The 25,395-nt window shown below is 69.4% G+C and carries 28 protein-coding genes and 1 pseudogene; 11 read left to right on the top strand and 18 right to left on the bottom strand.

Annotated features, from left to right (window positions below):
- Positions 1–14: 14 nt before the first annotated feature.
- From ACFYT4_RS16945 to ACFYT4_RS16935, 3 genes are all read left to right on the top strand, one after another.
- On the top strand, positions 15–1,754 hold the full coding sequence (locus ACFYT4_RS16945) for a relaxase/mobilization nuclease domain-containing protein (protein WP_389269089.1): 1,740 nt from the start codon (positions 15–17) through the stop codon (positions 1,752–1,754).
- Between the two features lie 83 nt (positions 1,755–1,837).
- A complete protein-coding gene (locus ACFYT4_RS16940; RefSeq protein ID WP_389269087.1) occupies positions 1,838–2,317 on the top strand; it encodes a hypothetical protein in 480 nt (159 codons plus the stop codon).
- Positions 2,318–2,402: 85 nt separating this feature from the next.
- Positions 2,403–3,125, top strand: coding sequence for a hypothetical protein (locus ACFYT4_RS16935; protein WP_389269085.1), 723 nt, complete (start codon positions 2,403–2,405; stop codon positions 3,123–3,125).
- An 81-nt stretch (positions 3,126–3,206) separates the two neighbouring features.
- Here the strand turns inward: ACFYT4_RS16935 and ACFYT4_RS16930 are convergent, their stop codons facing one another.
- From ACFYT4_RS16930 to ACFYT4_RS16915, 4 genes are all read right to left on the bottom strand, one after another.
- Complete coding sequence (locus tag ACFYT4_RS16930; protein WP_389269083.1) at positions 3,207–4,199, bottom strand: hypothetical protein; 993 nt, start codon at positions 4,197–4,199, stop codon at positions 3,207–3,209.
- A 125-nt stretch (positions 4,200–4,324) separates the two neighbouring features.
- Positions 4,325–5,026, bottom strand: coding sequence for a DUF317 domain-containing protein (locus ACFYT4_RS16925; protein WP_389269280.1), 702 nt, complete (start codon positions 5,024–5,026; stop codon positions 4,325–4,327).
- Between the two features lie 68 nt (positions 5,027–5,094).
- Positions 5,095–5,424, bottom strand: a complete 330-nt coding sequence (locus ACFYT4_RS16920; RefSeq protein WP_389269081.1) for a hypothetical protein — start codon at positions 5,422–5,424, stop codon at positions 5,095–5,097.
- 81 nt (positions 5,425–5,505) lie between these two features.
- Positions 5,506–5,859: a DUF317 domain-containing protein gene (locus tag ACFYT4_RS16915; RefSeq protein ID WP_389269079.1), complete on the bottom strand. Its 354-nt coding sequence runs from the start codon at positions 5,857–5,859 to the stop codon at positions 5,506–5,508.
- A gap of 223 nt (positions 5,860–6,082) precedes the next feature.
- Here ACFYT4_RS16915 and ACFYT4_RS16910 point away from each other — a divergent pair.
- The 8 genes and pseudogenes from ACFYT4_RS16910 to ACFYT4_RS16875 form a co-directional block, all read left to right on the top strand.
- Positions 6,083–6,373 (top strand): annotated as a pseudogene (locus tag ACFYT4_RS16910) (L-serine ammonia-lyase, iron-sulfur-dependent, subunit alpha); the annotation flags it as partial.
- A gap of 494 nt (positions 6,374–6,867) precedes the next feature.
- Positions 6,868–8,079, top strand: coding sequence for a hypothetical protein (locus ACFYT4_RS16905; protein ID WP_389269077.1), 1,212 nt, complete (start codon positions 6,868–6,870; stop codon positions 8,077–8,079).
- An 86-nt stretch (positions 8,080–8,165) separates the two neighbouring features.
- Positions 8,166–8,618, top strand: coding sequence for a hypothetical protein (locus ACFYT4_RS16900; RefSeq protein ID WP_389269075.1), 453 nt, complete (start codon positions 8,166–8,168; stop codon positions 8,616–8,618).
- Positions 8,615–9,295 (top strand): hypothetical protein, encoded by a 681-nt coding sequence (locus ACFYT4_RS16895; protein ID WP_389269073.1) that lies wholly within the window; start codon positions 8,615–8,617, stop codon positions 9,293–9,295. The genes ACFYT4_RS16900 and ACFYT4_RS16895 overlap by 4 nt, the downstream gene beginning before the upstream one ends.
- Positions 9,292–12,390, top strand: a complete 3,099-nt coding sequence (locus tag ACFYT4_RS16890; protein WP_389269071.1) for a hypothetical protein — start codon at positions 9,292–9,294, stop codon at positions 12,388–12,390. The genes ACFYT4_RS16895 and ACFYT4_RS16890 overlap by 4 nt, the downstream gene beginning before the upstream one ends.
- Positions 12,387–13,757 (top strand): serine/threonine-protein kinase, encoded by a 1,371-nt coding sequence (locus ACFYT4_RS16885; protein WP_389269069.1) that lies wholly within the window; start codon positions 12,387–12,389, stop codon positions 13,755–13,757. Before ACFYT4_RS16890 ends, ACFYT4_RS16885 begins: the two co-directional genes overlap by 4 nt.
- Before the next feature lie 69 nt (positions 13,758–13,826).
- The gene (locus ACFYT4_RS16880) at positions 13,827–14,861 is read left to right on the top strand and encodes a hypothetical protein (RefSeq protein ID WP_389269067.1); all 1,035 of its coding nucleotides are present in this window, start codon (positions 13,827–13,829) and stop codon (positions 14,859–14,861) included.
- 229 nt (positions 14,862–15,090) lie between these two features.
- On the top strand, positions 15,091–15,234 hold the full coding sequence (locus ACFYT4_RS16875; protein ID WP_389269065.1) for a hypothetical protein: 144 nt from the start codon (positions 15,091–15,093) through the stop codon (positions 15,232–15,234).
- A gap of 810 nt (positions 15,235–16,044) precedes the next feature.
- Here the strand turns inward: ACFYT4_RS16875 and ACFYT4_RS16870 are convergent.
- From ACFYT4_RS16870 to ACFYT4_RS16805, 14 genes are all read right to left on the bottom strand, one after another.
- Positions 16,045–16,359, bottom strand: coding sequence for a hypothetical protein (locus tag ACFYT4_RS16870; protein WP_389269063.1), 315 nt, complete (start codon positions 16,357–16,359; stop codon positions 16,045–16,047).
- Between the two features lie 287 nt (positions 16,360–16,646).
- Positions 16,647–17,132 carry a hypothetical protein gene (locus ACFYT4_RS16865; protein WP_389269061.1) on the bottom strand — a complete coding sequence of 162 codons (486 nt, stop codon included), beginning with the start codon at positions 17,130–17,132 and terminating at the stop codon, positions 16,647–16,649.
- A 34-nt stretch (positions 17,133–17,166) separates the two neighbouring features.
- A complete protein-coding gene (locus ACFYT4_RS16860) occupies positions 17,167–18,003 on the bottom strand; it encodes a DUF317 domain-containing protein (protein WP_389269059.1) in 837 nt (278 codons plus the stop codon).
- A 49-nt stretch (positions 18,004–18,052) separates the two neighbouring features.
- A complete protein-coding gene (locus ACFYT4_RS16855; RefSeq protein ID WP_389269057.1) occupies positions 18,053–18,532 on the bottom strand; it encodes a hypothetical protein in 480 nt (159 codons plus the stop codon).
- Entirely contained in the window at positions 18,529–19,362 is an 834-nt protein-coding gene (locus tag ACFYT4_RS16850) for a winged helix-turn-helix transcriptional regulator (protein ID WP_389269055.1), read from the bottom strand. Before ACFYT4_RS16850 ends, ACFYT4_RS16855 begins: the two co-directional genes overlap by 4 nt.
- A 33-nt stretch (positions 19,363–19,395) precedes the next feature.
- Entirely contained in the window at positions 19,396–19,797 is a 402-nt protein-coding gene (locus ACFYT4_RS16845; protein WP_389269053.1) for a hypothetical protein, read from the bottom strand.
- A gap of 47 nt (positions 19,798–19,844) precedes the next feature.
- Positions 19,845–20,315, bottom strand: coding sequence for a hypothetical protein (locus ACFYT4_RS16840; RefSeq protein ID WP_389269051.1), 471 nt, complete (start codon positions 20,313–20,315; stop codon positions 19,845–19,847).
- Positions 20,316–20,379: 64 nt separating this feature from the next.
- Entirely contained in the window at positions 20,380–20,721 is a 342-nt protein-coding gene (locus ACFYT4_RS16835) for an SH3 domain-containing protein (protein WP_389269049.1), read from the bottom strand.
- 162 nt (positions 20,722–20,883) lie between these two features.
- The gene (locus ACFYT4_RS16830; RefSeq protein WP_389269047.1) at positions 20,884–21,600 is read right to left on the bottom strand and encodes a hypothetical protein; all 717 of its coding nucleotides are present in this window, start codon (positions 21,598–21,600) and stop codon (positions 20,884–20,886) included.
- Between the two features lie 343 nt (positions 21,601–21,943).
- Positions 21,944–22,366, bottom strand: coding sequence for a hypothetical protein (locus ACFYT4_RS16825; RefSeq protein ID WP_389269045.1), 423 nt, complete (start codon positions 22,364–22,366; stop codon positions 21,944–21,946).
- The gene (locus tag ACFYT4_RS16820; protein WP_389269043.1) at positions 22,363–22,992 is read right to left on the bottom strand and encodes a DUF3631 domain-containing protein; all 630 of its coding nucleotides are present in this window, start codon (positions 22,990–22,992) and stop codon (positions 22,363–22,365) included. Before ACFYT4_RS16820 ends, ACFYT4_RS16825 begins: the two co-directional genes overlap by 4 nt.
- A complete protein-coding gene (locus tag ACFYT4_RS16815; RefSeq protein WP_389269041.1) occupies positions 22,989–23,459 on the bottom strand; it encodes a hypothetical protein in 471 nt (156 codons plus the stop codon). Before ACFYT4_RS16815 ends, ACFYT4_RS16820 begins: the two co-directional genes overlap by 4 nt.
- The gene (locus ACFYT4_RS16810) at positions 23,456–24,094 is read right to left on the bottom strand and encodes a DUF4913 domain-containing protein (RefSeq protein WP_389269278.1); all 639 of its coding nucleotides are present in this window, start codon (positions 24,092–24,094) and stop codon (positions 23,456–23,458) included. The genes ACFYT4_RS16815 and ACFYT4_RS16810 overlap by 4 nt, the downstream gene beginning before the upstream one ends.
- A 204-nt stretch (positions 24,095–24,298) precedes the next feature.
- On the bottom strand, positions 24,299–25,054 hold the full coding sequence (locus ACFYT4_RS16805; protein ID WP_389269039.1) for a DNA-methyltransferase: 756 nt from the start codon (positions 25,052–25,054) through the stop codon (positions 24,299–24,301).
- Between the last annotated feature and the right edge of the window lie 341 nt (positions 25,055–25,395).

Here is a 25,395-nt window from a genome sequence, read left to right as displayed (position 1 = left end):
AAGCCACGACCGGCATGATCCCCAGGATCCACAAGCGCGGGAAGCGCACCATCGGCCTCCTCTACTACCTGTACGGGCCGGGTACGCACGAGGAGCACACCGACCCGCACCTGGTGGCGTCCTGGGACGGCCTCGCCCCCGACCCCGGCCGCGCCGACGACTTCGCCGCCACCATCAAAGACCTGCAGCGGCTCCTCGACCAGCCGCTCGACAACATCGACAAGCACGACCGCCCGCGCAAGCATGTGTGGCATCTCTCGGTCCGCAACGCCCCCACCGACCGCATCCTGACCGACGACGAGTGGGCGGACATCGCCCGGCGCATGGTCGCCGCGACCGGCATCGACAACCCGGACCACGACGGTGCCGGGTGCCGCTGGGCAGCCGTGCGGCACGCCGACGACCACGTCCACATCATCGCCACCCTCGTCCGTGAGGACGGCTACAAGCCCGATCTCGACCACGACGCCGCCCGCGCCCAGGCCGAAGCACGCCTCCTCGAAGCCGAGTACGGCCTTCGCCGTCTCAACGCCGGTGACGGCACCGCTGCCCGCCGCCCCACCAGTGCCGAACGCCACAAAGCCACCCGGGATCGGAGAGAGCGCACACCCCGCGAGGAACTGCGCGAAGCCGTCCGGCGCGCGGTGGCCGGCGCTGACGGGGAAGCAGAGTTCTTCGACCGGCTCGCCGCCACGGGGCTCCTCGTGCGGCACCGGGTCGCGCCGTCGGGGGACCTGCTCGGCTACACCGTCGCCCTGCCCGACGACCGCAACGGGAAAGGGGAACCAGTCTTCTACTCGGGCTCCAAGCTCGCCCCCGACCTGTCCCTCCCCCGGATCCGCGAACGCTGGACCACACCGGCCGAGCCGGCGGCAGAGAGCGCGGAGGAGCAGCCGCCCGCGGGGCTCCAGCCGGTGGCTGCTGGTCCGGCGGCGGCGCGGCGCCGGGCAGCGTCGGCGGTGTGGCAGGCGGTGCTGGTCGTCGACCAGGGCAACGACCAGACGGTGGCGGCGCAGCTCGCCGCCGCCGGGGAAGTCCTCGACGCCCTGGCCAAAACGAGCGCAGCGCACACCCGCCGACAACTCCGGGACGCCGCCTTCGCGTTCGAGCGAGCGACCCGGTCCCACATCCGTGCCGCCCGGGGGCATGACCAGGCGCTGCGGCGGGCCGCCCGGGAGCTCGCCTACGGCGGCCCGGCGCTGGGTCGGGGTGAGGACGGGGCGACCACGGCGATGGTCATCGACATGGTGTTCTTCCTGGTGACCGCCGCCGCGCACTGGCACGCCCGGAAGGGGCACGCGCAGCAGGCCGCCGCCGCCCGCGAGGCCGCAGGTCATCTGCGCGCCGCCTACCGCCAGTCCGCCGCATACCCCCTGGGCATTCTTCACGAACGGGGCCGTCAGCTCGCCCTGCCGCTCCAGCAGCGGCAGGCCGCGATCGTACGGGCCGCGGTGCCGGAGCTGTCTGAGCGGGTCCTCGGGGAGGCGGGCTGGCCCGCGCTCGCCGCGACCCTCGCCGACGCCCGGGCCGCCGGCCACGACCCCGCCGCCCTGCTCACCGAAGCCGCCGGACGACGGGAGTTGGAGACGGCCGACTCGGTCAGCGACGTGCTGGTGTGGCGGCTGCGCCGCCTGGCCGACCTCCCCGCCGACGCCACCGCGCTGCCCCCGGCAGGTGCCGGGAGCACGCCGCCCCGGCAGAGGCCCGCGCGTGCTACCAAGAATCGCTCTGACCAGCGACGGAAGGCCAGGTGAGTACAAGGATTTCAGAGTTGAACCTGGACGCATGCATGGGGCACGCTCTGTGGTCCGCAGAGGACCCAGGGAAGGGGAACATCATGTTCAAGCGCAGGCGTGAGGCACGGGAGCGGCAGGAGCTGCAGCGAGCCAGCCGGGAGGTTTGGGACTACTTCCAGAGCATCCCGACCCCTCTGGAGGAGCTCGACCAGGAGGAGAAGCGGGAGCGGGCAGCCGCGACGGCCGCGGTCACCGAGCAGGCCGCCGCTGAACCCACCGCGGTGGTGGACGATTTCCTGCCGCCGGAGTTCGTCGCGCCGTCCCAGCGCGAGATGGCCGGGCTGATGATGGCCTGGCCCGGCCCCCTGATCGTGGAGGGCGAGATCGTCACCTGCTCCCGGTGTGAGACCTATCGCGACTGGATCGTCCTCAGCACCCGGGGCCGGGTGTGGCTGCGGTGCCGCGCCGGCCACGAGACCGACCACACGGGCCTGGACACCGCGTGGTTCAACCGCAACAGCGGCCCCATGACCGAGGAGCACGCGAGCTACGAGAACGGGATCCGCTTCCTCGGCCACTGACCGCCTCCGTCCGGCCTGCCCATCTCCCCTTCCTCCGCATCAGGACCGCCACACCAAGCCCTGTCTGCACCACCCTGGGAGACCCATGCCCCGCAGCTCCACCACCGCCGTCCTCGCCGTGACCGCCCTCTCCCTGCTCGCGCTCTCTGCCTGCTCGACGAACACCCCCTCCACCTCCTCGACGGCCGGAGGCGGTCCCGCCCCTGCGGCCACGGCGCCGGGGAAGAGTGAGGAGAGCAGGCCCGCCTCGGTGCTCTCGTCCGAGCAGTTGCGGGGTCGGCTGCTGAACGCGGGGGACCTCGGTGAGGGCTACGTCCCGAAGCCCCAGCGGGACGTCGGGCAGAGTGTCGGACGGGACGATGTGACAGTGATCGGCTGCCCTGCGCTGGAGAAACTCGGCGGTGAGGCCGGGGCCGGTGGTTCGCTCGACTTCCCCCGCCGTGCGAAGGCCGCCTTCACCTACACCGGCAGCCGTGACGCGGAGCTGTCCGCTGAGCTCTACAGCGACACCGCGGCCCGGCTGTCCACGGGGACGGGCCGGATTTTCGAGGCCATGACCTCTTGCCCCGTCTACCAGGCCGTCGTCGGCAGCACGCCCGTGAAGGTCGCCACGCAGAAGCTCACCGCCCCGGACTTCGGCGACGAGCAGTGGTCACAGCTGCTGACATTCACCGCCGCCGGACGCGACAGCGTCGTCAAGCAGACCGCGATCCGCGCCGGGACGGTACTCGCCGTGGTCTCAGGGTCCCCCGCCCTCGTCGATGCCCACATGGAGAAGGTGCTCGCCAAAGCCGCTCCGGCGGCCTGAGAACGGACATGGGCCGACCCCCGCAGTCAGTCTGCGGGGGCCGGCCCGTTCGTGCTCGGAAGTGTCCGAGGTGGTCTGCCATCAGGGGGCAGCGTGCGCGTCGTCGGCATCGTGGGCCGTAATCGCCCGCGGCTCAGCGGGCCGGGGGTACGTACGGGCGCGGATGTCGACCAAGTGGTGCAGGAGGTCTCGGCGCCAGCTCTGTGCGTAGCTCAGGCAGTTGGCCTCGCCGCTGTGGGTGCCGCAGACGCGCTCGTACCGACCGGCTTTCGACCACGCCATGCTGTCGGCGGAGGCCACGTACGGCCACGAGCTGGCGAGGCCCGTCTTCTTGTAGCCGAAGGCGTGCAGTTTCAGGCCCATGGCGTGCAGGTCCTGCAGGATCCAGCCCGCCGTGAACGTGTTGGGCAGGCGGCAGATGCTGCCGACGCCGACCAGGGGTTCCCTCGTGAGATCAACTCCGGCAGCGGCGAACTTCTCAGCACAGCGCACGTAGTGGGGCCGGAGCCACCCCTGAAAGACGGGGATGATCGGAAGCTCGGGGGCGAGCCAGCGCAGGCTCAAGAAGTTGGTGACGGTGAGGTCCTGGTGCTGGTCTATGGACAGGCCGGTCATGCGCAGCGCCTCGTCCTCGCACATGGGGTCCTGCTGGCTCGCCCAGGCCAGCTGGCCCACCTCATCTCGGTACCTGCGGATCTGCCGCACGTACTGCTGGGGGGTGGTGCGCCATTCGCCGTACTTGGTGATCTCGGTGAAGCCGCCGCTGTCGAGTGCCCACGGGCCGAGGGCTCGTGGGAGCGTCCGGACAGGGGCAAGCTGGCGGTTCGATATGAACAGCGGTGCATTGGTCTGCTTGAGCCGATGCGGGCGATGCGCACCGAGCCAGAACGTCGGCAGTGGGGGCTCTGGGACGGGCAGGGTGATGTTCTCTCCACAAGCTGTCGAATGGTCCGGGGCAGGGGCGTCTCGCGCGAAGGCGCCGCTTTGGGGAAGACGATCCGCGCCGGGCCGGCGAGCGGTCCGAACGCCGGACTCGCCGGCCTCGGTGTTCAGTTCCTTGAGGTCGTGGGCCACTCCCATCGGGAGTTGACGGAGGTGAGGGCAGCTCGGCTCACTGTGCTCGCTGAGCCGGTTCCCGGTCGAACCGCAGGCCGACCCGCGTGCTTGCGCAGGAGTCGGTCCCCGGGAGACAGGCCGGGTCAGCCGGGCGGGATGACGGTGAGCCGGTGGCGGGCGCTGGCGGGAAGGGTACGGCGCGGTACCGGGGCCGGGGAGGCGAGGGAGGAGGCGAATGCCGCGACCAAGTCATGCGGGACGCTGGCGCTGAAGGTGGCGCACCACAGCAGTCCGGTGCCGACGGCGGGGTCGGCCCATGCCTGCCAGCCGGCCATGCCGGGGCGCGGGTCGGCGTCGAAGACGTGCTCGGGGACGGTCTCCAGGGAGACGGTGGCGGCGAGGTCCGGGGCGGTGGCCGTCGTCGTGGGGTGGTCGATGTCGAGGAGCCACCCCTGGGCGAGCAGCGCGTCGAGGACGCTCTGGGGCCCGGTGAAGCCGGTGGCGGGTTCGGTGCGGGCGTGCAGGGCGAGGAGGAAGTCGGCGACGGCCTCGTGGGGGACGCCCTCGGTGACGTAGGCGTTCCATTCCCGCAGGGCGCTGTCCGGGTGGGCGCGGGCGGTGATCTGCCATGCGACGGGGAGTCCGCCGAGCTCGATCGGACAGGAGGCACGGACCCATTCGGCGCCGGACAGGTCGTCCGGGCTGACGTAGAGCAGGGTGCTGCGGCTGGTGGGCCACATCCGCCACCCGGCACCGGTCAGGGTGGCACCGATCTGGTCGGCGAGGACTCCGTCATCCCCGGCCAGGTGACGAGGGGTGACCCAGAACTGGGGCGGGCCCGGCAGGTCGGGGTAGGAGGGATCAAGGGGGTCGTGCGGGTTCAGGGGCGCGCCTCCCGGTGCTCGGCGGGTTTCTACTGTCCGGTGCTGGGACAGGCGGCCCTGCGGCGCGGGCGGGCGGGGGCGACGGTCGGCTCCTGCCAGGTCAGCCGGACCGCGACCTCCGGGGGCAGAGGGCCGAGCTGCTCGCCGGAGTCGGCGAGGAACACGATCGTTCGACCGGTCTCGTCCCGGGCCTCGACGACATCGCCTGCCCGGTGGGCCATGGGGAAGAACGGGTTGAAGGCCAACCGGACCGGCGCGGTCCGGTCGAGGGTGGACAGGTGGTCGATCAGGGCGCCGACCGTCATCTCGGGGGCGTCGGGGGTATGCGGATTCACCGAGGGCTCTCCTTCTATATACATAGGGGTGGGTGTGCGGGGGCAGGGTACGGGCCGGAGAAGAACGAGGCCCGGCGCCCGTGGGCGGACGGCCCGGTCGGCTGGTCAGCGCGGCTGGAACGTGGCGATCACCGCGGCCACAGCGGCAGCAACGATGTGCACCGGCGTCTCGGTGTCGAAGCTGGCGTGGTAGCCGGGGACCTTGGCGGTGCCGGTGACGGCAAGTCTCCAGCCCTCGCCGTCGGTGCCGGGGCGGCCGTGGGGGAACCAGCCGAGGTAGAAACGCCCATCGCGGGGATTGATGTGGACGTCGGCGCGGTCCTCGACGACCAACTTGAAGTCGGCGTCGGTGAACTGATCGAGCACTGCGGTCGGCTGGCCGGAGCCGAGCTGCCAGGTGCGCAGCCGCAGGGCCTCGACGGTAGTGGAGAATCCGGGCCGGACGATGTCAACGGTCATGGCAAACCCTCCTGATCTGCGGGGTTTTCCGGGGAAGTCGTCTACGTTGACATGCCCCTGGCGCTTCTACCAGCCCCTGCTGGATCTTTCCCGTCTGCCCGGGGCGAACTGGGAAAAAGATGAACACGTTGCCCCGGTATGTGACGGTGCGCGGACGCGAGTCGGTGACAGTCGATGCCCTCCTGCCGGAAGCCGACCGGTCCGCAGGAGCCAACGTCCGGCGGGCGGGTCGCCCGAGCAGGTCGAGAACGCGGCGGAGATCGGCATGAAGCACAACCTCGACCTCACCTGCGACCTGGTCGGCGCTCTGGTCCAGATCCCGTGCATCGAGCGGAACGGCATAGCGGCGGTCAAAGCTGTGACCGCAGCGAGGATGGCGATGCGCGGTGACGCAAGTCACATGGTCTCGCTTGACAAGGTCATCAAGACCATGAAGGAGACGGTCGTGGACATGTCGGTCAAGTACAAGGAGACGGCACGGGGCGGGCTCGCGGTGAACATCATCGAGCGCTGATGACGTAGGCCCTGAACCGCACTTTTGTGTCTTTCGGCGCTGTCAGGGCCTTCTGGGCTTACACGGCGGAAAGTCCCTGGGATATCCCTGCTGGCACGGCCCTGAAGGTGTCGGTCGGTCCAGTCTCCTGGGCCGCGAGGGTGTCGTCCAAAGAACTCAGTACCGCCGCTCGGTTCGAGCGCGGACTCGCACACCACCCTGACCAACGCATCGCCCATTGGGTGTACGCAGACCTTGCCTGGATTGAGCACCACGACCTCGACGTTGACCACAGCCCTGGGCATGACCGTGATCGCAATCTGCCCCCGACCTTCCTATCAGATCAGCTACCCTACGTGCTGTGGTTGGGACTGGGGGCGACGAGATCAGCCTGGAACGGCCGGCTCCTCATGTTCAACTGCCTCACCGTCGAATGCATCAGAGTTACACCTCACCCAGGCAAACCGCAGATGGAACCCCAAGCCTAGAGTCAGGACACAACCAGGAGCGGTTCAGTGGCGGATGAGCAGTTTGGACTGGATACAGTGGCGGGCGAGCAGGCCGTCGCTTCTGTGTTCAGGCAGATTGTCGCCGTCCTTGCGCGGCGGGCGGACGCGGCGATCGATGACGTGGCCTTGTTCCGACTGTCGAACACGCTGTTTGCTGCGTTTGCCCGCGCGGGCGAAGACGGACTGACAGCGGAGCAGATCAGGGCGGCATGCGCCGCCTTCCCGGACGAGGTGATCGACAATCGCCTGAGCGTCCTGAAGAAGCTCGGCGCGATCCAGCCCGCGTTTGATAAGCCCTACCAGCGCGAGTTCCGGGCCTCGTTCACCAGCTACGTGTCAATGCTGTTCGTCCAGCGGATGCTGGCCCGCGGAGGTCAGTCTGAACTGCACCAGCTTCTGACGATGGAGAAGATCAGGCTGGAGGGCGGGCAGGGTACAGCTGAGGAAGCCCTCGAGGTAGTCGTCGGGGTAACCACGGCGCTTCGGCTCCTTGTCGCCGAGCTCGTGGCGCTGACCGTCGGCGGCACCGTGGAGGCGCTGCGGGAGCGCGCGCCGCTACTGTGGAACGCGAAGTCGCTCATTGACCAGGCGTCTGCGGTGCATGAGATCTTGCTGGAGTCCTGGCCGGAACTCAGCCGCAAGTGCGGGGAGCTGCGATCGGCGATCGCCGCCTACGAAGATGCTTCGACGAACGCGTCGGCACGCCTGATGACCGCAGCGGGGACCACGAGGGCGCTGAACCTGCTACCGCCCGAGATGTGGAGGCGGTTCGCGCGGCGGGCAACCGTGGATGAGCTCGCGGCGGTCCTAGCTGATCAAGTCTTCGACGCGCCTACCCCGTGGCACGACGTCTCCGACCTGACAGAGGTCGTTGCCGGCAGGCCGCAGGCAAACGGCAGCCGTTCCACGCCGCCGCGTTCCCGGGTTCCCGATGGCGATGAGCAGCCCTCCCAAGAACGCCCAGACTCGGAGGCCGAGCGACTGGCGGAAGTCGCCGAAGAGGTGCTCAGCGGCGAGGACTCTGTTGCGGTCGAGCAAATACTGTCGGGCGTGGACTGGGTGACGGCACGCCGCGTGCTCGCCGACCTAGTCGCCGCGAGCAACAACGACCGGCTCGGCTACCGGCTGACATGGTCTGGCCCGGTCCAGGTACAGGCGGGCAGCGTGCCGTCCTGGCTTACCCCTGGCGTGTTCGAGCGAGAGCGGAGGCCCATGTGACTACTGCGGAGACGGCGCTGTGGTGGGCGAGGGCTCGAGCCGAAGGCCCGCTGCGCGTACCGTCAGCGACCAGAATCCCGTCAGGCATGCTGCGACTAGTGGAGCGGGATAGTGAGCACTGCTGGCTGCTGCCCCGCCCGCCCGACGACGTGACGCCGGCCGTGCTGCGCGAGCTGCGGATGCAGGTGCTCCCAGTGGAGTTTCCGAACGAGACCAGCCGGGTCTTGGCCGCAGCGCTGCGCTGCTGCTGGCCCGACGTCCAAACAAACCCGTGGCCAGGGCAGTCGGCGACGACGCGCGAGGTGCTGGATGTAGTGGACCAACTCATTCCCGGACGCGGGGAAGAGGTGCTGCACCGCCTCGGAACGGGGGCGCTCCGACGCCTGCATACCAGCCGGTGGCTGGACATCGATACCGAGGCGCAGAGGGTCTGCCTCGGCCCCCGGGTGGCTACCTGGCCGGAGCAGGACCTTCCGGCGCTGCGGGAGCTGCGCCGAAAGCTGCCGCTCCCGCGGCCCGACCGGGAGCTGGACCAATGAGCGGTTTGTTCGATGATCTGCTCCAGCCGCTCGGTGACAAGCAGCGCGACGCGCTGGTCTCGGCCTGGGCCGCGCTGGAGTACGGCAGCGAACCCGCCAGTGAGGCCGCGCTGTCGGCACTTCGGGACGCGACGCTACGTCACCTGCTTGACCAGATGCTGCAAAGGACCGGCCGCACGCTCGTCCACGCGGGCACCCACCTGTGGACATCGGGGTATCGGGACGACATAACTGCGGAACTCGCGGCGAAGGGCTGGGGGATATTAGCGCCTCTGGAACGGGCTGCGCTGATCTTGGTGCTGATCCACTCGGTCGCGATCCCCCGAGCAGAGGGGCAGCTGATCGGGGATGACTGGCAGTCGCCCCATCCGACCACACCGACCCGCCTGCGGAAGCTGTCGCAGGTTCACGGGCAGCGGCGCTTGTCTGATGCCTTGCAGTGGCTGCGCGCAGCCGGGTTGGTCCGCGCGGTGCGCGGCTCCGATCCCGAGACTGCCGGCGCCTCCTACGTCCCTGGGCCGGCGCTGCGTCGGCTCACTCCCGCCGCGCGCCAGCGTCTGCAAGAGAACCTAATCCTGGCCGTAGGCCCGGATACCGCGCTCGCAACAGCGATCGTGGTCCGCCGGAGCTTGGGCCGCCCCCAGGAAGTGACATTTTCCCCAAGGAGCGGTTCATGAGCGACAGCACGCCGCAAGAAGAGGACATAGTCGGTGACCGTGTCCTTGTCGGCCTGCAGAGCGTGCGAGTCTCCCGGCTGTCCATGCATCCCATCCCGATTGCCGCTGGCACTCTCATCGCCGTGGCCGGGCAGGGGCCGAAGGATTCCAATGGGGCGGGGAAGTCGTCGCTTCTGGCCCAGATCAGCTTGCTGCATGCCGATGAGCAGTGGCGATTCGGCTCTGGCGCGCCTGCTGCGGTCGACCTACTGTTCAACTCCGAGGACGCCGGCGGTGAAGACCGTTGGGGTAACGCCGACCATGGGTACGTCATCGGCGTGTTCGCTCCCGCCGCCGGAACCCTTGAGCAGCTTCAGGCCAGGGCTCTGACCGTGTGGATCCGGATCGACCGCAGCAGCCAAAAAGGGCCCCGGCTGAAGCTGCGCTGGCAGGACGGGCTGCATCTACCAGCCGGGGACAGCGAGGCCGAACGGGAACAGGCCGCTGATTCGGTTTGGCAGGACCTGCCTCCGCGTGCTAGTAGGCGGCAGGACGTGGTGGCCCGTGATCTCCCACGCACCCTCTACGGGGAGCACGTGCGATGCGTGTCGTTCTTGTCGACATCGGTGCGGGCCAGTGCCGCCCCCAACCTGCTCGCGCAACCGCTGAACGAGATCTCCAAGCGGCGGATCTTCGAGGCGATCGCTGCGCTCACCGGCATCGACCGCGAGCTGGAGACGGAACGCCAGGCACGTCGCAACGAGTACGAACTTCTCCAGAAGGCCAATGCCGTCCAGTCCGATCTTGCCACCTGGGAGGAAAGCGCCCAGGTCATCGAGGGTGGTATCGACGCCCGGGACCAGGCACGCGGGCGTGTCGCGGAAGCAGCCGGCCACTGGCGGTCGCGCACGGCACGGCTGCTGAGCGATGCCCTCAAGCGCAACGCCGAAATCCAGGTCGAGGTTGCTGGGATCGATACCGAGATCGAGAAGGCCAGTCGCACAGTACAAGGGCTGGTCAGACAGGCGGAGGAGCTGGCCGATGACAGGGCGTTCACACGACGGCAGCAGGCCGCGATAAGCACGTTCGACAGGCACGACGCCGACGACCGCGCGCTGGGCAACCGGATTGCAACGCTGGAACACCAGATCGAGGAGACCGACCGTCGGCTGCGCGCGGCCAGGGAAACGGCCCGTGACGCTGACGGCCGTGACGAGCCAACTGCCAACCGGGAACGCGCCGACGCGGACGTTGAACTGGAAGAGGCGGTCAAGGCAGTCGGAGTGGCTGAGAAGGCGCTCTCCGACGCCGAAACAAGCCTGCGGGACGCGGAAAGCGGCAGGGACCTGGCCCGGCAGCAGATCGACATCCTCGCAGCCGAGGGGATTAGCGGTATCTGCCTGCTCGACGCAGTTGTCCTCAACGCCCAACAGAGGCCGAAGTGGGAGCCAACCCTCTGGCCGTACCGTGAGGCGGCTGTCGTGAACTCCGAAGATCTCGACAGGGCCAGCATACTTTTGGCAGGTGTACCAGGTTCGACCCTGATCGCTGCCAATCGCACCACGATTGCGGGGCACGTCGGTCTCCCGGACAATGCCAACCCGCAATACGACCTGAGCGGCTTTCTCGCATCCCTTGACACGCGAGTCACTTCCCGCCCCAACCCCGACCGGGTCCACGACGACGCGGGCATCGTGATCATCGGCGGGTTCCCCAGCCCCGTGACCGGTCGTACCGCCCGCATCGCCGCCGCACGGGAGCGCGTTCGCCAGAAATCCGAAAGCCGCCAGCAAGCTGAGAAGACGCGGAAAGCCGCCAGCCAGCAGGTCACCGCCGCTGAGCGTCGGCAGAAGGGCGCAAGGGCCGCAGTCGAAGCAAGCCAACTGGACGTGTTGATTGGCAGCCTGCGGAAGCGAGATCAGACCGCCCGGGAGGAGCGCGCGAAACTCGCTCCGGCGCTCGGCGCTGCAGTCGCCGAGCGGAACGAGGTGATCCGCCTGGAGGGTGTCCGTCAGAAGGAGATCCAGTCCCTGAAGGACCAGAAGACCGCCCTCGACGGCACAAGCAAGACTCGGCGAGCGAAGCGCGAGAACCTTGAGAAGGAACAATCGCAGCTCGACCTTCCGGAACTGACTGCCCAATGGGGTGGCACCCTCGACTCTGCCAACGAGCACCTGCTCGCTCTGCCGGACAACCAGCAGTCCTGGGCGGCCGACGACTGGTGGGAGGAAGCCAGGCACCTGATCAATACCGCGATATCCGAGTGCTTCCCTCCCGCCGCCTCTGACAGCATGCCGACAGAGATCACTGGCCTGCTGGGGGAGTTCCGCCAACGCGGACCCGGCAGCGGCCGACGGGCACAGGCCGTCTTCGCCCGGTTGCATCACGCTCTCCATGTCTACCTCCGCCAGCACGAAGGCACCGACCAGTACGAGCGCCAGCAGATCGCCATTCATCGCAAAGAACGCCACAAAAGCCTCGACGCCGCGCGGATCGGCCACAGTGAGGCGGTCCAGGCCAGCCGAGCCCATCGAGGAGCGCTCACCTCCGCCATCAAGAAGAAGCTGGCCGACGTCGCAGCCGCGTTCGACCGGCTCGATCAGGCGCACGGCGGGTACGGGGCCTCGCTCCAGTACGACGAACCTCCGCCGCCGGCCGACCCCACCGAGGACTGGAATTGGAATGTCACGCCTACATGGCGACGCGCCCACGGGAGGCGGCATATCCCCTACAACCGGCGGGCCAACACTGCACAGATCGATGATCGGGCGATCAAGCTCGTGTGCGCCGCCGCAGCCGCGAGCGGGACAGGCCGTCCGCTAGTCCTCGTTCTGGACGAACTCGGCCGCAACCTCGGCAAGCAGCACCGTCGCGAAGCGGTCGCCCTGCTCGGGCAGATCGGCAGGGAGAGCGGCATCACCGTCATCGGGGCACTGCAAGACGACATGGAATCCTATGCCATCGGCGCCTGCGGCGAGTACGTCAAGCTGCGCCGCAGCTCTGACTCCAGCCCGTACAACGAGGAGCCCGTCATTGTCGGCTATGACGAGCACACTCCGCGTGTCGAACTGCTCCGTGCCTGGCTGACCGGCAACGGGTACCGTGATCTGGCATGACCGCCCGCTCCCGCCCGCGCGGCTTCGCGATGCGCCACCTCAGCGTCTACCCAGGCCTGACCACGTACGCCGTCCCTCAGCCCGACGGCAACTACAGCACCGACCGCAACGGCAATCCGAAGGTCACGCGCGTCACTCTGGAGCCGGAAGGCTTCCCGACACCGCACCGCCCACCCGGCCTGACCGACAGTCAGTGGTCCTTCGCCACCAACTGCCCGCGCCGGTGGCAATCGGTCGTGACCACTTTCGGTGACCGTGCCGAGGGCATAGCCACCGAGCTTGCGCGCAACGGGTGCATCGTCCTCGAATGTGACTTCCGCGACGCCCGCGTGGTCCTGCCACCCCGTGGCTGGGCTCCGCATCCTGATCTGCAGGCGGCCCGGCAAGAGCACAGCAACCAGCGCGCCTCCCGACGAGCCGCTCAAGGTGACGAGGCACGCCGTCTTACCGTCGAGCTCGCTCCCTATCCAGCTGCCAGGCCACTGGTGGCCATCCTCGGAGCGCAACGGGACGGGGCCTTCCGTGACCACGTCATCAAGGTCGCCCGGATCTTTCTCACCGACGAGACCATGACGGGCGCGGGCGAGGTCGCGCCGTGGGCCGCTGTGCGGTGGCTCAAGCGTGGAGCGAAATCGGACTACGAAAGGGATCAGGAGCCGCTTGCGGAGGGCGGCCAGGGAGCGGTCTACAGCGGCGTGCACAAGTACACCCGCATCCCCGTAGCTCTGAAGCAGCTCCGCTACGGCGATGAGGACTCTGTACACCGCATGGGCCGCGAGATCTCCATCGGGCACCTCTACGAAGAGCACCCACACGTCATGCCGGTGCTTGACTCTGACCCAGACAGGCGGTGGTTCGTCATGCCGCTCGCGAGCGGTAGCGCCGCCAGCCACGCAGAACGTCTACGGCGGGAGACCGGAGCTCTCCGGGACCTCGTCACTGCGGTCTGCGAAGGACTACGCCGCCCGCACGCCGACGACCGAATTCACCGCGACATCAAGCCAGCAAACGTCCTGCTCCTCAACGGCAAGTGGGTCGTAGCGGACTGGGGGCTGGGCCGCCAACCCCGAGGGGAAACTAGCGTTCCGCGCCGAACCCAGACCGGCACCGGCTTCGGGTCCGAGGGATTCGCGGCACCGGAGCTGACGTCCGGAAACCCCCATAACGTGGCGGCCACTGCCGACATTTACAGCATCGGACGGCTCATCGCAGCCATTCTGACCGGGGAGCGTCCAGAGCAGAACCTCCCGCTGCTGCCCGCACGCGGACCATGGCGAGCCGTAGTAGCGGAGGCAACCCGCCACAAGCCGACCGACCGGCCTCAGGACGTGAACGAGTTCCTCCGTCTACTCAAAGACATCCCGTGACCGTTGCCACGCCGTCCCAGCATTGCCAGGCACTGAGTCTGGTCCGCCCCAGCTAAAAGGATCATGTCGTTGACGCGCATCTCGCTAGAGCCGTACTTCCTGCACCAGGACCAGGTTCAGTCCCTCCTCGGCGAGCAGCGGACGGAGTCCGCGCGGGCGCGGGCAGCCCGCAGGAGCGATCCCGAGGCAGCGTTGCCCTACGTGCTCGCCACAGAACTAGCCGACGCGCTCTCTTCGCTGGGAGTCCGCGAACTGGCGAGGTGCGTCCTGGGACAGGACCTACGCACGGGGCAGATCGTCGGTGCTGAGCTGGCATTTGCGTTCCAGAGGAGCCGGGACCACGACGCCCCAGGCTTCAAGCCGGTCAGCTTCACGGCGGTACTTGACGCGGGCAAGCCGGTGCACGTCACCGGCACATTCAACTCGGCAAGAACCGCCAGCTCATCCGCGACCGGCAGTCTCGCCGGGAACAGGCGGGCCTACCTGATCGGAACAGTCACCAATCTCAGCGCAGCGCAAATTGAGCTCAGGCCGGTCTTCATCGGAGTCAGGTCGTTCGTCGATGACGAGCTTGTCGCCGGGAGCCCAGCACCGGGAGCGCGGGTGTATCCCGGCGATATCGGCCAGTTCAGCGGGGTCGACTTCGCTTCTCCCCTCACAGGGGCTGAGCGTGAAGCGGTCCTGCGCGTGCCGGAAAACGCAGTGAAACACGCCTTCGCCAAGCTGATCGGCGAGCCGTACGTTCCCAAGGACTGGGGTGGCGAGCGCTCCGATCTCTACACATCACGAGTGTTCACCCGTGGACGTCAGATGTCGGCAGCCTGGCTGTTCAAGGGACCTGGCTACCCTCGTGCCATGGACGTCAAGGCCCTGGGGAAGAACGGCGATCAAATCGACCGGCTGTTCACCGAGCCCGCGGAGCTACTCGTTCTGCAGCACTGTCACCAGATCAAGCCGAGCGTGGTTGGCATGATGGACGCCTACGCCCATGACGCCCGGCGCCCCCGCTCCTACATGATCATCGATGGGTCTGATACCGGACGCATACTGAGGTCACTGGGCCTGCTCCCGGCAATGCCAGCAAGGCTGACTCTGTTCGAGTGACGGGTTCGATGCCCCGGCGTCCGCAGCACCCGTTCGACCGCCCCTGTCGGCACCTTCGCTGTGCTCGCTGGAGTTCAGATTCTCGCTACCTGGTTGAGGTCGTCCCTGGCGCAAGCAAGCTGAGTGACGGCGGTCACCAGCTCTTTGACCAGGGCGCGCTGGGCGGTTCAGCCACACGCCGACGTCGCGGTGGGCGAGGGCGACAGCGGCGTCGGCGAGGAATCCGGCGGTGGCCAGCCCGACCGCCTTGGCGGCGTGCTGGATGGTGGCGTCCCGGATGGTGGCGTCCTGGATGGTGGCGAGTTCGTCGGCGGTGGGGCGGACGCTGCGGACGTGGTCGCGCTGGACGGTCTGGCGCAGCCGGGGACGCTAGCGACGAGCAGATGGTTCGCCCCTCCGCCTTCTGGCGGCCGTCCGCCCTCGGTCGCAGCCTCCCTTCTCCGGGCGCCCCTGGTGTCGGAAAGGTTGCCCCGCCCGTTGGGGGTGGGGGCAAGCGCGTCCGAAACTCCGCCACAGCCTGTGGCTGCGGAGGAGTTTCGGACGCTATAGCTTGCTCGGCCTCGCGCCGGGCAGTCGCGTTCCTCCACCACTGTGGTGGAGTCGGCGGACGAGGGGAGAGCATCGGTGGATCTCTGGGGCGGTTCACTGAGGTTCCGGAGGAGCTCTGAGCTGCCCTGAGCTTCGTGGAGTCCGCGACCGTGCCACCCTCGGGAACACTCGTCATGCCCCCGAGGGCGCCGCCCTGGAGAAGAACATCTGGTACTCCAGTGTGACTTCGCGGTCTTTTCGAGGACCCGGCTGGGAACAGGTACGGCCACCGCGTGATCATCGGGGGTTGTCCGGACTCCCGAAGATCGTGCGGTGGCCGCAGGCCTTTGCGTAGAGCGTGCCCGCTGGCGGGCAATGACCCACCGGGTGATGGCCCGGACCGCGGGCCGGTTCAGACGCGTGGAACCCCGGGAGGCGGCCCGCTCCTACCTGCTTGGACTACTGAGCCGCCCAGGTTCGCTAGAGATCTTAGCTTGCGGCTGTGACCTGCTGTTCCGTCAGAACGGGGCCCTGTGGTATGGCACTGAGGTCGCCGAGCCCACGAGCATGGTCGACCTGGTCGGCACCCGCATCATCGTGCGACGCGAGGAATCGGCAGCGGGGTGCGGGATAGGGCTCGGGACGTGTCCCGGCATCAAGGTCGAAGGCCGCGAGTGGGTCTGCCTTCGGCCGGTAGCCACGCTACGCGGGTCGGAGCAGTGAACAGCTGCTGGACGGCAGGGGTCGTGACGCGGGCAAGGGTGGTGATGACGGCGTGGGCTGCGGCGGCGGTGAGCCGGTGCATCCGCAGCGTGCAGGGGGCGTCCTTGGAGGGCGCGGACAGTTCGAGGAGTGCCCAGGCGGGGCCGGACCAGCAGGTGGACAGTTCCCGGGTGTACCAGGAGGGGTACGCGTCGTTCTCCGTTCCGGGGACGGGCCATTTGCTGACCATGCCGACCGCGTTGCCCATCTGCTCGGCGAGCCACCGCGCGGCTTCGCCTTCGTAGTCCTCGGGGTGGCCTGGGAAGGCGAGCAGTTCGGGATCGGAGGTGGCGCCGATGGCGTTCAGGAGGCGCGGAGCATGCTAAGACGGGGAGTTGGTGTATCTCCACGGTGGTCCGGGACTGCTCGTGGTGGTCGAAGAGGCGGACGGTGACTCCGCGGGCGGTGAAGTCGATCTGTGTCCAGGCTGGTTCGCCGGGGCGGTGTCTGGTGACGTGGGGCCGGATGCCGTGGGCGCGGAGTTCGCGGAGGGTGCTATCTGGCACGGGTGGCGGTCCCCTGGGTCCGGGAGGGGGCGGGTGCTGGTGCCGTGGTGCGCGGGGCTTTGCGGCTGGCGGGTTCGGGGGCGGGGATGGCCCAGATGCGGGCGTAGCGGTGGATGACGTCGGCGAGTGCGGTGAAGTCGCCACCCTGCCAGGGGCGGTGTTCCTCGTCGTGGGGGAAGTCGCGGATCACCGCGTGCCCGCTGGTGCCTGGGCGGGTGCCGGTGCGGCGGTCGCGGGCGTGGAAGGTGCCGTGGTCGGCGAAGGAGAGGGTTATGGCGTCGAGCTGTCCCTTGTCGGGGTGGATGACCGACAGTCGCAGGCCGCCGTAGGTGTGCTGGCGGATCGTCTCGTAGAAGTCGATCCGGAGCCGGATCCCCAGGTCGGGGGCTTGGGCGTAGAACGCTCCGCCGATGACGGATCCGTCGAGCTGGTGGGGAAGGGCGGTGGTGAAGAACTGCTCGGCGTGCAGGGGCAAGGGTGAACTCCAGGACGGGTGGCGCGGGACGGGGTCAGCGTCGGGATGCGGGCCGGGCAGGGCCGGGCAGGCGGGCGGAGGGGGTGCTGGTAGTCCAGCGGGGAACGCTGACCGTCCGCAGGGCCGGGGCGGGCCGTCGGGCGCGGGCCATGTCCAGCGGGGTGGGCGCCGGAGGGCGCACTGGTGTGATCGTCGCGTTCTCGCGGGTCATCCGGGAGAGTTCGCCGGGCCAGCGCAGGACGGGTGCCGGGTCGACGACCGCCGCGGCGGTGGCGGTGATGAGCCGGGTGGGGGTGTGGCTGGAGAAGACGGCGTACCAGCGGGATCGGGGTGGGCCGCCCCACATGCCCCAGCGGGTGTCGTTGGTGGTCAGTTCGTCGTCGGGGTCGAGGTCGCGGCGGTCGAACCAGGCCCCGGCGAGCCCGTCGGGCGCGCGTAGCTCCAGACGCCGCTCGTTGCCCCATGTCCACCCGGCATCCAGCAGCGGCTCCACCACGGGGTGGACGTCGGGGACGTAGTAGCCGATGCCTCCGGTGAGGAAGGCCGTTCCTTCCGGTTCGTGCAAGGGGACGAGGGCGGTGGTGAAGGCGGTGACGAATTCGGTGGGGCAGTCGGAGCTGAAGGCGGCGGCCCACCGGGGCGTGGCGAACGGGTGCTGGTAGGCGGCGATCTTCCACAGGGCGTCGTCACCGCCCTCGGGCATGTATCCGATGCGGATCCGCTGGTCCGGGGACGGGAGGTAGGCGTTGCCGAGTTCGTCGTGGCTGATGGTCCAGCCGGCGTCGAGCGCGGGCTGGAGGCCCGGATCGCCGATGGCGGTCGATCCGGCGAGGTAGCGAGGGCTGACGTACACCTCGTCGTAGTCGGTCATGGGCACCTCCGGTACGGGGAAGGGCGGTTGCCGACTTCGGGGCGGAGGTTCACGCGGCCTCGGGCAGCGACGGGTTGGCGGAGGGCGGGTTCGTCCAGTCCCACCGGGCGAGGGTGTCCAGGAGGTGCCCGGTCCCGGATGCCGTCGCTTCGGTGTGACGGGCCAGCTCGGTGAGGTGGTCGAGGGTGGCCTGGACGCGGGTGACGAAGGAGGAGTCGCGGGCCGGGTAGTCGTGGGCGCGGGCCCAGCGTGCTGCCTGGTCGTACAGCTCCGCGAGATCGGTGCCGCGGCCGGTCAACAGGTAGACGGGCTGTCCGGCGTGGTGGTCGGAATGGATGAGCCGGAGGTCGCGGGCGGTGTCGCGGGCGTGGCGGATCTGATGGCGGGGCAGGTCCGGGAAGGCCCGGCCGAGGGCAGTCGGGACGGGGCCGTGGTCGTCGATCTCCGTGATCAGCCGGATCAGGCCCGGGTGGGACAGGAGTGCGGCGGTACGGGCGGGCTGTTCGCAGGTGGTGTCGGTGGTGGTCATCGGCGCGGGCCTCCTGCCGGTCCGCCCGCGAGGGCGCGGGCAGGGGGTTGATGGGAGAAGAGTCCGCCGGCCCGCCATGCGGTCGGGATGGCGGGGGCCGGGAGCCGGGTCGGGGTGCTGGCCCAGGCGCCGGTCTGCTGGGACGGGGTCGGCCGTCCCCAGAGCGGATGGACGACGGCCTCGGCGAGGGGCCGTCCGGCCGCCCACGCGGTGATCGCGCCGTAGACGGGGGCCAAGGCCCGGCCCGAGGCGGTGAGCCGGTAGGAGGTTCCGTCGGCGACGTCGACGAGCCCGTCGTCGATGAGCTGCCGCAGCTTGGGGTAGACGGAGCTGAGGCCGTAGCCAGGCATCGCCTCGCTGGCCACCGTGGTGGCGGTGGCGGTGCCGCGGGCCTGGAGGGTCCACAGGATCGGGGTGGCGTGCCGGGCGGCGATCAGCACGAGGGTGTCCTCGACGTCCCGGGCCCGGCGGAACGTCTCCGACCCGAGGGCGGATACGGGTTCCTTCTCCAGGTGGGTGTCGGCCCAGGTGGCGATGGCGGTCAGGACCGGTATCAGGTCGGTGCCGCGGCTGGTCAGGCCGTAGGTGACGTGGCGGACACCGTGCTCGGTGCGGTCGACCAGGCCGAGTTCGACGAGGTGGCGGAGCTTGGGGTGGAGCTGGCCGTCGGCCAGCCACGGCATCCGCTGCTTGATCTCCGTGTAGCGCAGCGGCTTGTCCGAGAGGACCAGGAGGAGCTGGACGTTCCAGCGCGGGGTGAGCATGGACAGGGACTCCGTGACGCGCGCCAGATCGGTGCGCACGGCGGGGGTCAGACCGGTGGGGGCCAAGGCAGGATGCTCCAGGAACGAGAAAGGGATGGGTCAGCGCGTCGGCGCGGTGGGGACGGGCAGCGGCGGTGGAGCCGGTACAGCGGGCTGCTCGGGGGCGGGGACGCGGTGCAGGCTGCTGAGCACCGCGGTCAGGGTCTGGGCCTGGGTGTCGCGGACAGTGACGGAGTCGGCGAGGCGGCGGGCGCAGTCGAGGATGTGCCCTGCCTCGGCCCGGCCGACCGTCCGCTCCGGATGGGAGAGCTGGCGAAGCCGGTCCCGCTCGAAGTCGATCCGCCGCTCGGCGAACTCGAGATCGGACAGGGCACCAAGGAGGGCGGACAGCATGCCCGGCGGTGAATCAGCGGCGCGGGTCCGGAGGTCGGCGAGCGGCCGGCCGTACAAATCCTCGATACGGGCGGCGACGGCGACGGCCGTCGTGTCGGATTCGCTCATCCCTACGGCCGTCCCGCCCTCGCCCCGCCCCGGACGGGCGGTCACGCTCACCGGCCCGCACCCCGCCGCACCGGTGCTGACGGCGCTGCGGGAGCCGCTGGGGTGGTGGTCGGCAGCGCGGGCTTGCCCCGGCGGTGCGCGGGGACGGCTCCGCGCCAGGCGGCGGGACCGTCCTTGCCCGGTGCGTCGGGGTCGAGGAGGAAGGTGAGGACGGACGCGCGGCCGTCCCGGATCTGAACGGATTCGTTGACCCGGTTGGCGAAGTGCATGATGCGGTCGTGGTCCTCCGACAGGTCGCCGGGCACGGTGTCGAGGACGGTCACGAGCGCGTCCTCGGCCCGCTCCAGCGCGCTCTGCGCGGTGGCCAGGAGGCCGTGCCAGCGCACGACCTCCACCGCCGCCGGGCTGGCGTGCGGGGCGAAGGCGACCGCGCGCCGCAGCGAAGGCACACTCATGCCGAAGCGTGCCTCGATCTGCTCGGTGAGGACGCGCATCACGTCGTCGGCTTCATCGGACACGAAACTCCTCTCCAAATTTCTCCAATGGAAAGCGGACGGGCGGAATTCGCGGTGCGGGAAGGCGTCAGTTGAGGCACATGCGGACGTCGCGGTAGACGTACGTCCCGCTCACCCAGCCCTTGATTCCCGTGGACTCGTTGGTGATCTGGTGCCAATTTCCGCTGGTCTTGTGGACGGTGAACTTCTGGCCCTTGTAGAGGATTCCGACGGCCGTGGCCTTGGTGGTGGCCTTGGCGCGGATGGTGACCGCCTTCGTCCCGATCACCCACGGTCCGGGCCGTTCACAGGGCCGGGGAGCGGCGGGAGCCGCCGAGGGGGCCGCGGCCTGGGCGGCTGGGGCGGAAAGCAGTGGCAGGGCGAGGGCGCCGATGACGGCTGCGGTGACGGTGATATGGCGTGTGTACATGGGGAATTGACCTCCGGCCTGGACGAGTGCATACGGAAACGGGCCCGCACGGGATGCTGTTCGGGCAATCTCAAGAGTCCGGAGAATTCCCGTTTTCGCGAACCGGGAAAGTGCTGCTATCTTTCGCCCACCCGTGGCAGTGCATGACGGCGCATGGCGTGGTCAGCGGGCCCGGCCCGGGGGCGGCGCGGCCGGCGCCGGTACGGCGGGCCGTGACCCGAGGCTGCGGGTGCTGGCGGGGAGAGTTGGAAGCGCCGGGGCTTCTCCGTCCCAGTGGGCCTCCCACCAGGTCGTGGCGTCCTCGAAGGTGCGGAAGGCGCCTTCGCGGAGGGTGTGCGTCCAGGCCGTGGTGTCGACGCGCTGCAGCAGGACCCGGAACGGCATGGGCTCCTGCTCGTCGACCGCGTGCAGCAGCACGGTGGTCTCCGGGGTGTCGGAGGTGTCGTGGGTGTAGCTGGCGAGGAAGGCGAAGTGGTCGCCGTCGCCCATGAGCCGCTCCTCCAGTGCGCGGGTGGTGTCGTCGGCCGACGCCGTCCCCGTTCCCGGGGGCAGCCGGATACCTTCCTGGGAGCAGCCGCGGGCGATCAGCCAGGACTGCGCCATCGCGGGCAGAGGCACGGTCGTGTGCTGGAACCGGAACACCTGGGCATCGGTCTCCCGCTGGATGTGCAGGGCGACGATCTGCGGCTTGCCGGGGATGCCCCAGGTGGCGGAGCCGTCGTGGAGGACGTAGTAGCTGTGCCGCCCGTCCTCGGTGTGGTGCTGGGCAAGCGCGGTGAAGTCGGTCTCGTGGATTTCGATGTGCTGCCAGAAGGCGTCACCGACCTGCTCTGTGGCCGCCTCGAAGTCGTCGAGGCGGAAGTCAACGGCATGGGGCATGGGTAGGGGCTTTCAAGACGTCAGGGGAGGAAGGCTGCGCGCGGGGGCCAGGTTTCAGTGGCGGGAGCGGGACGCCGGGCCGGGCGCCCGCCCGCTGGGCGGGCGCGGTGGACGGCGGTGCCGAGCGACGGGCGGACAGGGCGGCGCGGCCGGCCGGGGTGAGGGTGACGGGCTGTCCAGCGTGGAGCGGGTGGGTGGTGTCGCGCTCGACAAGTCCGTCCGCTTCCTGGCGCCGAAGAGCCTCGGAACCGATCCTTGTGCCGGAGGCGGTGACCACCGAAACCCGCTGGGTGAGCAAATGCTCGCGGAGCCTGGTGCCTTGGGCGATGGCCAGCAGCGCGGCCTAGTCCTGCGGCGACAGCTCCGCTGCGGCGGGGGACGGCGGCGTACGGGAAGCAGCTTCGACGGTCTCCAGCGCCGCCAGTGCCGTCGTCCGGAGGCCGCCCCGCTGGGCCACCGCTTCCTTCAGCTGGTCAACGGTGCGGTCGATGCGTTCCAGCAGTGCCCCGTCGACCGGGTACTCGCCGCTGGTCAGCCGGTGCAGCAGCACGCGGTGGAAGGTGACGCCGGTCTCGGCCTGGGCGAGGGCACGGTGGGCGTCCACCATGGCGGCGAGCGGCCCGTCCACCAGGCCGCGGTCCCGCTGGTCCCACAGGGTGTCGACGCTGCGGCCCGTGGCGACTTCGATCCGGTGGTCGAGATCGGTGAGCGCCTTCGTCACCGCGGTACGGGCGGAGGTCCTCGTGCCGGGATCGCTGCGGGTCAACGGTCTGCGGCGGCCAGGAGCGCCGACAGCCGGTAGGACTTGCGGCGGCGCCCGTCGGGGAGGGTAATGTCGCGGGACTGGACCTCGTACGGGGCCAGGAGCTGGGCGAGCCGGGCGTGGGTCAGGTCGGCGTAGCGCCAGCGGCCTTCGGCGGTGCCGGGCAGGGTGCGCAGTGCGGCCACCAGGTCGGCGGAGGCGAGGGCGTCGGGATCTCCGAGGTCGGCGAAGATTCCGAGCACCGCGTGCAGGACCCCGGGGGGCGGCACCCGGCTGCCGGAGACGAACGCGAACTCGGTCTCCTGAAGCGGCTCGTCGGAACGGTCACCGGTGCCGGTGTTGGTCGGGCACGTGCAGGTGCAGGTGCAGGCATCCGCGGAGAGGAGCCGGGCGAGTTCGCGGCCGGCGGTGAGCCGTTGGGCGAGGAGGTCGGTGAACTCCTTGATCTGCTGGTCGACGGTGAGGCTGTTGTCCAGGGCGGGGCTGTCGGGGCCGAAGATCAGCTCGTCCATCTGCTGAACATCGAGGTGGGTGTTGAGGATCGCCCGGTGGCGGGACAGCTCAGGTGGCAGCTCGGTCTCCAGCAGGACGGCTGCGGCACGGTCGAAGTCGGTGGGGAAGGTCGTCAACGCGAAGGTCCCTTCAGGGTGGGTGCGGGTTGGGGAAGTCCCGGCCGCGCCGGAGAGACAGGGCGCGGAGGGAGCACCAGGTGCTGCTGGGCTGGGAGTTGGGGGGAGGATGTGCGGGAGGCGTGGGCCATGGCGCTGACCGGACGGGTGAGACCGAGCCGGGCGCGGGCCGTGTCGTGCAGATGGGGTCCGCTGGGCTGTACGGCCACCACATGGGCCTCGGTGCGGTGCACCGAGGCGGGCGGGGCCGGACGCTGGGCGTAGACGAGACCCCACGGGGCGCCGTCACCGAGGGGCAGTTCGCGGAAGCCGGCCAGCTCGCCGGGAAGAGAAGTACCGCCGGGCAACACTGCGGTGGTCAGCTCTGTCAGCCGGGTGAGCGCCCGATCGCGTACGGCATCGGGTGCGGACAGCAGGTCCGCGACCACGCGGGGGTCGAGGCTGAGCCCGGACAGCGTCCCGGTCACGAACCGTCCCCTGGCTCACCCGATGGCCCGGGGACAGACCGCGGGGTGCGGGCGGAGGGCTTCGGTCCGGGCAGCAGCCGGTGCGAGGGCCGGTCCGGATCCGTCATGCAGGCCGACAACGGGCCGCCGGGCGACCGTACGGCGGCCATGGCGTGGGTGAGGAAATCCCGGTGCCACACCAGCATCCCGGACAGTCCGGCTTCGGCGTCCTTATGCTGCTGGTAAGCCATCCACAGGGCGTGCATCCAGGCGGTGACGTCCTGATGCTCCTGCCACCGCTCGCACCACGGCGCGGCGGTGGTGACCTCCGCCCCGTAGGCGGGCAGGAGGAACCCGTCGACCCAGTCGGTCAAGGCGTCGAGTTCGTCTTCGAGAGCCTCGCCGCTCAGCTCCAGGATCGGCTTCGGGTCCGGGGGCGGGGGTGGCGGCGGGGGCATGCCGGGCATCCCCGGGAAGCCGGCGGGAAGCCCGAATCCGGCGAACGGCGACGGGCCGCGGCCAAGGAGGGGGTCGCCCCCGGGGTCGGCGGAGAGGCTGTCGAGCTGCTTCGCCTGCTCCGCTGTGCGGTCCAGAAGTTTCCGGACGCTCGCCTCGATGCTCTCCAGACCGGAATCAGGGAGCCGTATCGGCTCCATCTCCCCCTCATCGAGGGGATTTATGGGGTCAGACAAGAATTCAGGTCTCCTTGACACCGCAACCGCTGGGAAGAAAATTCGGTTTCAACGGTCCGGGGAATCTCCGATTTCGCCAACCGGGGACCGACTGCTATAAGTCCAGTGCGTGCGGCACGGGCTGGCTGCCGACAGGGCAGTCCGGACCGTGCCGCACGGCAGGAACTATCAGGCGGAGAGGACGAAATCTTCCTGGGCACGGGTCTGCCGCAGCGTCTCGGTGAGCCGGTCGGAAGCGATCTGCGCGTAGTGCTCGGTCTTCTCGACACCGATGAAGTCACGGCCCTCCAGCAGGGCCGCCACCCCCGTCGAGCCCGAGCCCGCGCAGAAGTCGAGAACCGTCCCGCCGTCCGGGCAGATTTGCACCAGCTCACGCATCACCGAAACGGGCTTCTGCGTAATGTGCTTGCGGTCCTTGCCCGACGGCTGCGATGCCGAGTACAGACCAGGGAGGTAGACGGGGTTCCGGGCAGCGTCGATCGCGCCGTTGCTGGCCCAGATGATGAACTCGCAATTCTGGGTGAAGCGGCCCTTCTGGGGCCTGGCCTGCGGCTTGTGCCAGGCCAGGACCCCGCGCCACAGCCAGCCGGCCGCCTGGATCGCGTCCGTCGTGACCGGCATCTGACGCCAGTCGGTGAACACGAGCGCCGTGCCACCGACCTTCGTGAGGCGGTGCGCCTCGGTCATGATCTGCGTCAACCAAAACCCGTACGACCGCTGGTCCATGTTCTCGCCGGTGAAGTCCGGCAGCGTGTGCCCGGCGTCCGCGGACGTGTACTTCTGGCGCGCGGTCCGGCTCGTGCGCTCCTTTGCGGTGCGCCCGCCGGAGTTGTACGGAGGGTCGGTGATGACGGAGTCGACGCAGTCGTCCGGCAGCCCGGCGAGGACGGTCAGGGCATCGCCCTGGTGGAGGGAAAAAGGCAAAGGGGTACCCCGGATTCGGTCGGGAACAGGTTGGGGGAATCCGCCTCGGCATGGCAGAAGAGTCCACGGGCGATGAATGGACAGGGGGGAGCCCGCAGAGCCCGTGGAGGTGGCGTGCGAGGGGAGTACCAAAAACTCTAGGGCACGATCCCCGGCTGACCGCTATCGCCGCCGGGCCCGATCCATGGCCGGCGGGCTCGGTGGAGGAACTATTTCGTCAACCGGGGATCGGCGTTTACTGTTTTGGAACCGGGCCGGCGAACACCGCTGCTGCCCACCCCACCCCTTTCCCTTTCCACAGAGGCTTCGTGTCCCCACACGTCTGATCCCCGCCCGGCAGG

This window comes from Streptomyces sp. NPDC004609 (assembly GCF_042873655.1).
In the GTDB taxonomy this organism is placed as follows: Bacteria; Actinomycetota; Actinomycetes; order Streptomycetales; family Streptomycetaceae; genus Streptomyces.
Note: the sequence above shows the minus strand (reverse complement) of the source record. Positions and strands in the feature narration are given on the sequence as shown.

What these genes read in the sequence shown, in the direction of transcription:
- ACFYT4_RS16945 (WP_389269089.1), top strand. Translation starts at nt 15, where the DNA reads ATGATCCCCAGGATCCACAAGCGCGGGAAGCGCACCATCGGCCTCCTC.
- ACFYT4_RS16940 (WP_389269087.1), top strand. Translation starts at nt 1,838, where the DNA reads ATGTTCAAGCGCAGGCGTGAGGCACGGGAGCGGCAGGAGCTGCAGCGA.
- ACFYT4_RS16935 (WP_389269085.1), top strand. Translation starts at nt 2,403, where the DNA reads ATGCCCCGCAGCTCCACCACCGCCGTCCTCGCCGTGACCGCCCTCTCC.
- ACFYT4_RS16920 (WP_389269081.1), bottom strand. Translation starts at nt 5,424, where the DNA reads ATGTATATAGAAGGAGAGCCCTCGGTGAATCCGCATACCCCCGACGCC.
- ACFYT4_RS16915 (WP_389269079.1), bottom strand. Translation starts at nt 5,859, where the DNA reads ATGACCGTTGACATCGTCCGGCCCGGATTCTCCACTACCGTCGAGGCC.
- ACFYT4_RS16900 (WP_389269075.1), top strand. Translation starts at nt 8,166, where the DNA reads ATGCTGCGACTAGTGGAGCGGGATAGTGAGCACTGCTGGCTGCTGCCC.
- ACFYT4_RS16895 (WP_389269073.1), top strand. Translation starts at nt 8,615, where the DNA reads ATGAGCGGTTTGTTCGATGATCTGCTCCAGCCGCTCGGTGACAAGCAG.
- ACFYT4_RS16890 (WP_389269071.1), top strand. Translation starts at nt 9,292, where the DNA reads ATGAGCGACAGCACGCCGCAAGAAGAGGACATAGTCGGTGACCGTGTC.
- ACFYT4_RS16885 (WP_389269069.1), top strand. Translation starts at nt 12,387, where the DNA reads ATGACCGCCCGCTCCCGCCCGCGCGGCTTCGCGATGCGCCACCTCAGC.
- ACFYT4_RS16870 (WP_389269063.1), bottom strand. Translation starts at nt 16,359, where the DNA reads ATGGGCAACGCGGTCGGCATGGTCAGCAAATGGCCCGTCCCCGGAACG.
- ACFYT4_RS16860 (WP_389269059.1), bottom strand. Translation starts at nt 18,003, where the DNA reads ATGACCGACTACGACGAGGTGTACGTCAGCCCTCGCTACCTCGCCGGA.
- ACFYT4_RS16855 (WP_389269057.1), bottom strand. Translation starts at nt 18,532, where the DNA reads ATGACCACCACCGACACCACCTGCGAACAGCCCGCCCGTACCGCCGCA.
- ACFYT4_RS16845 (WP_389269053.1), bottom strand. Translation starts at nt 19,797, where the DNA reads ATGAGCGAATCCGACACGACGGCCGTCGCCGTCGCCGCCCGTATCGAG.
- ACFYT4_RS16835 (WP_389269049.1), bottom strand. Translation starts at nt 20,721, where the DNA reads ATGTACACACGCCATATCACCGTCACCGCAGCCGTCATCGGCGCCCTC.
- ACFYT4_RS16830 (WP_389269047.1), bottom strand. Translation starts at nt 21,600, where the DNA reads ATGCCCCATGCCGTTGACTTCCGCCTCGACGACTTCGAGGCGGCCACA.
- ACFYT4_RS16810 (WP_389269278.1), bottom strand. Translation starts at nt 24,094, where the DNA reads ATGGAGCCGATACGGCTCCCTGATTCCGGTCTGGAGAGCATCGAGGCG.